Consider the following 6,573-nt stretch of genomic DNA (forward strand, 5'->3'; position numbering starts at 1 on the left):
ACGCCTGAAACGGCCTTCGAGGAGCTGGAGCAATGATCAGCTGCCTGATGGTTACCCGGCCGACCGCCCGTCGCATCGCTTTGGCAAAGCACAGCATTGCGGATTACTGTCGCCAGACACATACCGACAGGGAACTGGTGATCGTCGTCGATGGCACCGCTGCCCCGGACGACGTCGCCGCCTTGTCGGACTTCGTGACGGCGCAGGGCCGTCCGGACATCCGGGTGCATCTGCCGGCGGTCACCGGTCGGCTTGGCGCCTTGCGCAACCTCGGTGTCGCGCTGGCGGCAGGCGACGTGATTTGCCAATGGGACGACGACGACCGCTACCATCCGCAACGTCTCGAAGCCCAATATGCCAGGCTGAACGCCGCCGACCATGAAGCGGTCTATCTGCAGGAGGTCATGCAATACTTTCCGGATCGCGAGGCGCTGTATCTGACCAACTGGCGCTCGACCCCGGCAGGGGGGCATCCCGGCACTCTGATGGCGCGGCGAACAGCAGCGATCCGCTATCCTGAAGTCGGCGCCGAAGCGGAGCTGGGCGAGGATCTGGCAGTGGCCCTCGCGCTCAAGGCGCGCGGTCGCGTCGGTTATCTCGGCGGAGAAGCACATCTCCACGTTTACGTCAGCCACGGCGAGAACAGCTGGGATCCGGGCCACCACGCGATGCTGGCTCGCGAACTTGGCGTGTCGATCGCGCTGCTCCGGCGCAACGAGGCCAGCATCCGATCCGGGCTCGCGCCGTTCGCGTTCCGCGCCGACAGCATCAACGTAACCGGTCACAACGGGATCGCGTTCCGGATCTAATCGAGCAAGCGGATGAGGTCGGCGTAGATCGGTCGCCCGTCAAGCGCTGTCAGCGCGATTTCGACGCCGCCCGCGGTCGCGGTCTGCAGCATGTGCCATTGCCGTGGAATCACGACGCCCGGTGCGCCCGTAAACGAGAGCGGCAGCTGCTCGGTGACGAGGCGGGCGTCGATCCGGCCGAAGAAATGATCCCGCCAAACGCGATCCGCTCCGCCGCCGGAAAGATCCCAGCCAAGGAAGTCGACGGGGGTCCAGCCGCGATCGGCGCACCAATATTCGGCCCAGAAATGCGGCGTCGGCGCGTGGCGGTACAGCAGGTACCCGCCGTTGATCCGCGCCGGAATTCCCCGGGCCCGGCACAGCGCGACGAACAGCGCCGCACCGAGCCGACAATCGTAGGCGCCCGTATCGAGCAGCCCGTCGCAAGGCGCCGCCGGATCGACCTTGTCGTAATGGATCGGCACGCAGACGAAGCGTTCGATCAGGAATGTCCAGAAGGCCCCGACCGACCCGGCCGGCGTGCTGCCGGGCCCGGCAAGGCTGCGCGCAAGGTCGTGGATGCGCTCGCTGACCACGACATGCCCCTCGCGCGGGCGCAAATAGAGGTTCCGGTCGTCACCGATGGACGTGTCGCGAGGGGCAGCGAAGCCCAGGCGGGCAGCCAGCGCGAGAGTCCTGGCCCACGGCGCACACCGCAACTCCAGCCGGTCCGGATGGATCGTGATCGCCTCCCGGTCGATGCCCTCGTCAAGCAAGTCGATCGACCGCTGCCCATGAACGCGTTCCAGCGGAAGCGGCAGGCGCAAGCGCAGGCGTTGGCCCGCCGCCCGGGCCGCCAGATGGAACGTCCGGCGGATATCGAGGCGGAATGGCCCGGTCGGCTCGGTCGATGCGCGGTCGCTTGCAAGCCGCCGTCCGGTCGCCACATACCGTTGATGGAAGTAGCCGTCCTCGCCCGCGCACCCGAGACGCTTCATGGTGACCCAGACTTCGACGGGATCGAACAGCCGTTCACCGGCATCGGTCTTGCGGCACGGCAGGCCGAGTTCGACCCAGCCCTGCAGAACGGCGGCCGCTCGCGGCGCGACAGCGGGATCATCAAGCTGATGGGCCCAGCCGGCCAAGGCGATCATGGCGATGATGCGCGCTTCCGGCACGGTCCGATAACCATCATCACCGTCCGGTGTCGCAGCGGGGAAGGAACGTTGCCGCATCACGGTTCCAGAACCGCGCTTATGGCGCCATCCCGCGTTGACCGGCACGGCCTCAGGTGCCACCGCCTACACGCCGCCGAGGTTGCCCAGGTCTGCAAGGCGGCTGGTGTAGCGATGGCTTCCGACATGGATCAGCTCCATCCAGGGGCAGAGCCAGACTTTCATGCCGGCTTCGCGCACCCTGCGACAAAATGCATAGTCTTCCGAGAAAAATTTGCCGCTGTATGGTTTCATCGTGGCATCGCTATCGATGAAATCAACAAGTTCTGCTGCCGTAGAGGCGGGATTCAGGCGCGCAAACTCTTTGATTTCGTCGGAAATATTCGAATATTTATCGTCGAGCTCGGTATCGAAAAAGGCATGTATTGTCCTTGATTCTTCACCGAGCAATTTGTTGTAGTTGACGTAGTAGGTTCTGGTGGGATGGAATTTCCGAAACCGCTCGAATGTTTCGCGCTTTATCATCATGAAACCCGTTCCCGCGTGGCTCACCTCGACGGGCTGGTGCAGCGGAATGGTGGTGTCATGGGCCGGGTTAATCAGGATCGCGCTGGCATAGCGCGCGAGCAGGCCAGAATCCTGATCGGCAAGGCCGCGTTTCGCGGCCAGCATCACCTGGTCCCAGGCGATATGCTTGACCGGGTAGGGTGCGGCAAGAACATCGAACGCCTGCCCCGCATCATCGATCTGCATGGCGAGCAAGCGAATGACGTCTCCGGCATCAAAGCCGATGTCCGCGTCGATGAAAATGAAATTGTCGGCGTCTGATTTCAGGAATACGTCGACCGTTATGTCCCGGCTCCTGGTAATCAATGCGTCATGACAGGAGAAATAGACATAAAGTTCGATGTCGAGCCGGGCGCACAGCGACGCCAGCCGGACAACGGAAAAGGTGAACTCCGAATGGCATTTCCCATCGTACATGGGCGTGCCCAAAAAGAGCTTGCGGCCTTTCAGGCGGTCCAGGTCCAAATCCAACATCGCTGCGTACCACTCCGTGGCATAGGCCGGGCCTGATACGGTCACTTTGTCGAATGGCCGCCGTTCGTCAAGCCGGGGATCGCCGCTCGCGGCTTGCTGTCAAACTCAGCCCATGTCCAGAATGGTGTCCCGCCGGCCAGAATGTCGTCCTGCCGAAAAGACGGGTTGCGCCGGCGGCCCGCGTAAAGCTGCCATTGCCAGCGACGTGGTTGATCAGGCCCCTGCCGCTGCCCAAGCCGACCTACCGATACCCCCGCCACTCATCAGAGCCACGGAAAGGCACCCGCGTCTGCCATGGCAGGCTGGTGGGCGCCAGCCAGGAATGCGCGAGACGGACGAGGTGCTTCCCGCGCCCCACACCGCTGGCCGCGACGCCAGAAAACCTTCATTTTACACAGAAATGGCGGACGACGGAGAGATTCGAACTTGGTGCAAAATTGTCCGAAATTTCAGCAGTTCTGAACAGGATTTGATCTCGCGACCCTAACGTTAGCCCTAACTGCTCGGGCGCAGTCGTGCACCTCAGAAAGCGACTGGTCAGCTCTCTCGTTGATTTGTTATTTGGCGGTGTCCGCCACGGCCTTGCAATCAATCACATAATCCAAATTCTGTCTGCACCTCCAGAGCGTACCAACCTGGACCATCGAGCATTGATTTCGTTCGTTCACGTGGATGTGGTAGCCTGATCGCCCTAATGCTGGAAGATGCGGGTCATGGAGCGAGAGTTTCGCGCCGTCATTATCGGTATCGAGGACTATGACGATACTGAAAACTGGAGGAAGCTGGACGGCGTTCGCGCAACCGCTGCCCGTGTAGCCACGGCGCTTGGGACGCAGCCACTTCTGCTGCCCCACGGCGGACGAAACGACGAGGCTCCCAGAGCACTGCGGGAGGCCATCAAAGCCATTCCCGAACGTTCGACATTGCTTCTGCATTGGATCGGGCACGGCGTGACGACCGGCGACAATCAACATTATCTCATCTGCAAGGATTCGCCCGGCCCGGATGAACTCGATGGCTTCGCTGCGATTCCGTCGGGCGAACTTGGGCGAATAATAGCGGCTTCGAAGGCTGAGCGCATTGTGGTGATCCTCGACACTTGTTTTTCGGGGGAGGGCGCAGGGAACCTCGCTCAACGATACCGGGACAGCCTCGCCAGGCAGCTGGATCGTGACGGGTGGGAACGGGTCGCCTGCGTGATCGCGTCGTCCCACCCGCTCGACAAAGCTGTGGCCGGGCGTTTTTCGCAAGGAATGGCGGAAGCACTGGAGCAACCTGACCGTCACTTGATGTGGACGAGAGCGGAGCAGTACATCGATCCCGAAAGACTGGCGCTCGCGGTGCGCGGAGTCCTGGGCGAGGCCAACAAGGCCGTCTATCCACGATACTCGAAAGAAGGATTCGGGCAGGATATCCTGCCCAATCCCCTGTTCGTGGCCGAGGCCGGCAACAGCGACATCGAAACCCGATCGCGATTGGAAGGCGTTTTCGGCGATCGGGCGCATTTCAACATGTCGCCGCGGGGCATCGATACGGGAGTGGTCGGCTATTTCTTCTCGGGCCGTCGCAAGATCCAGGAACGGATCATTCGGTGGCTCGGCGGGTCAGGTCCGAACCTTGCCATCGTCACCGGTCCGCCGGGTTCGGGGAAGTCTGCCTTGATCGGACGGATCGTGACGCTGACGGTGCCGGAGGTTCGCATGGCCATCGCCAAGGTCGGCGGACTTGCCCCCGGCGACCCGGTCCCGCCCGAAAATATCGTCGACGTGTCGATCCATGCAAAAGGCAAGACTGTGTTCGATGTCGCCTCCGCGATCGGCAATGCCATCGGCCTGTCCCGCAGGGTCGTGGATCAGCCGGGCATCGCCGATGTGCTCGAAGCCATCGATGCCGCGGGGAAGCGGCAGACCATCGTCATCGACGCCCTCGATGAGGCCGTTGCCGGACACGCCGACCGGATCGCGAGCGAACTGGTCCGGCCGCTCTGCGCCATGGCGCATGTGCGCCTTCTCCTGGGAACGCGCCGCAGCCTTGACGGCCAGCTCATCCCCGATGGCGAAGCGCGGCATTCCCGCCTTGTCACCGCGTTCGGTTCCGGCGCGTTGATCCTCGATCTGGAGGACGAGCCGGAAACGCAGGCCGACATGGCCAGTTTCGTCGCCAAGCGCCTTCGTGCCGCCCCGGTGGAGACACGCGGCAGCGAATCATGGATCGAGAACGCCGGCGGGAAAGTGGCCGACGCCGCCGATGGAAGCTTCCTGTTTGCCAGCCTTGTCGCCCGCAGCCTCGAGGGGACGCCGGACGCGGCGGTCGATCCGTTGCCGGCCGGAGCCAGCGAAGCGTTTGTGCAGGATGTTGCCGGCCGCTTTCCCGAAGACGTCATCCGCGTCACCGAGATGCTGCGCGCGCTGGCCTTCGGGCTGGGCCTGGGGTTGTCCCGCGCGGTATGGGCGCCCATCGCCACCGCGCTTGGTAACGCCGGTGTCGTGTACGGCGATGAGGATATCGTGTGGATGTTGCGCCACGTCGGCTCGTACATCGTCGAAACGACGGTGACGACCGATGGCATGGGCCAGGCCGTCTACCGGCTGATCCATCAGGCGCTGGCCGATCATCTGCAGAAGCAGGCGCTGTACGCCTCCACCGCGATCGTCGAAACGCTCATCCGTGGCATCGAAGGCGAGGCCTGGCTTCGGGCAGACGCCTATGTCGGCCGACACCTTATCGACCACGCCCGGCTCGCGGACCGCGAGACTCTCGGCCAGGTCGCAGCGCACGTCATCGGCGTTCCATTCGACACGATGGATCCCGAGAGTCGCCGGGGAGCAGAGCTGGAGCTTGCCCGTTACAGCACGCTCGAGCGGCTGGTGATCAACCCCGGCGTCCTGGCGATATCCGATCCTGCGAACGTGCTGGCATCACGACCATTCCTCCCGTCCGATCGGGCGAGGCATGTCGTCGGGCTCTACATGCTGGCCGCTTCCGATCTTGCCGCACGGGCACCGATCGAACGCTGGTCGAGCCTGCATCTGGTGATGCAGATGCAGGGCGAAGCCGAACTGTCCGAGCAATTCGCTCCGCCCGCATCGGCTCCGTGGCGGGCCGAATGGGCGCGTACCCGGGCTGTGACGCCTCACCTGATTTTGCGTGGACACGTGGGCGGAGTTTACGAGGTTGTGTTGGGATGGGTTGCGGGCCAGCGAGTATTGGTCTCATCCGGTGCTGATGGAACTGTCAGGTTGTGGGATCCTGAAACTGGCGCGCCGCGTGGCGTACCATTTGTAGGGCATGACGGTCCGGTCCTGTCAGTCGATTTGGGCCGCGCTGCCGGGCGCGACGTGATAGTTTCTGGTGGCGAAGACGGCTCAGTGCGGATGTGGGATCCTGTAACAGCCACACCCATCGGACAACCGATCGGCCGTTACGAGAGTTACGTAATCGCGGTCGCGTGCGTCACACTTGACGGTCGTGAGGTGGTCGTTTCGGCCAGTGGCTATGGCGCCATAAAAATATTTGATGCGGTTAGCGGCGAGCCAATTGGAGGCCTGAGTGGCCTAAACTTGGATGGA

4 protein-coding genes are annotated in these 6,573 nt (G+C 63.0%); 2 read left to right on the plus strand and 2 right to left on the minus strand.

What is annotated here, in order from left to right:
• Positions 1-32: 32 nt before the first annotated feature.
• Positions 33-809 (plus strand): glycosyltransferase family 2 protein, encoded by a 777-nt coding sequence (locus NL2_RS19925; protein WP_068078222.1) that lies wholly within the window; start codon positions 33-35, stop codon positions 807-809.
• Here NL2_RS19925 and NL2_RS19930 read toward each other — a convergent pair.
• Both NL2_RS19930 and NL2_RS19935 read right to left on the minus strand, forming a co-directional pair.
• A complete protein-coding gene (locus NL2_RS19930) occupies positions 806-2,071 on the minus strand; it encodes a transglutaminase-like domain-containing protein (RefSeq protein WP_157083289.1) in 1,266 nt (421 codons plus the stop codon). The genes NL2_RS19925 and NL2_RS19930 overlap by 4 nt on opposite strands.
• An 18-nt stretch (positions 2,072-2,089) precedes the next feature.
• The gene (locus NL2_RS19935) at positions 2,090-3,049 is read right to left on the minus strand and encodes a glycosyltransferase family 2 protein (protein ID WP_157083290.1); all 960 of its coding nucleotides are present in this window, start codon (positions 3,047-3,049) and stop codon (positions 2,090-2,092) included.
• A 668-nt stretch (positions 3,050-3,717) separates the two neighbouring features.
• On the opposite strand from NL2_RS19935, the gene NL2_RS19945 reads away from it, so the two are divergent.
• The coding region (locus tag NL2_RS19945) for a hypothetical protein (RefSeq protein WP_169799555.1) at positions 3,718-6,573 on the plus strand (2,856 nt) is incomplete at its 3' end.

The organism is Novosphingobium lentum NBRC 107847 (genome assembly GCF_001590965.1).
Taxonomy (GTDB): Bacteria; Pseudomonadota; Alphaproteobacteria; order Sphingomonadales; family Sphingomonadaceae; genus Novosphingobium; species Novosphingobium lentum.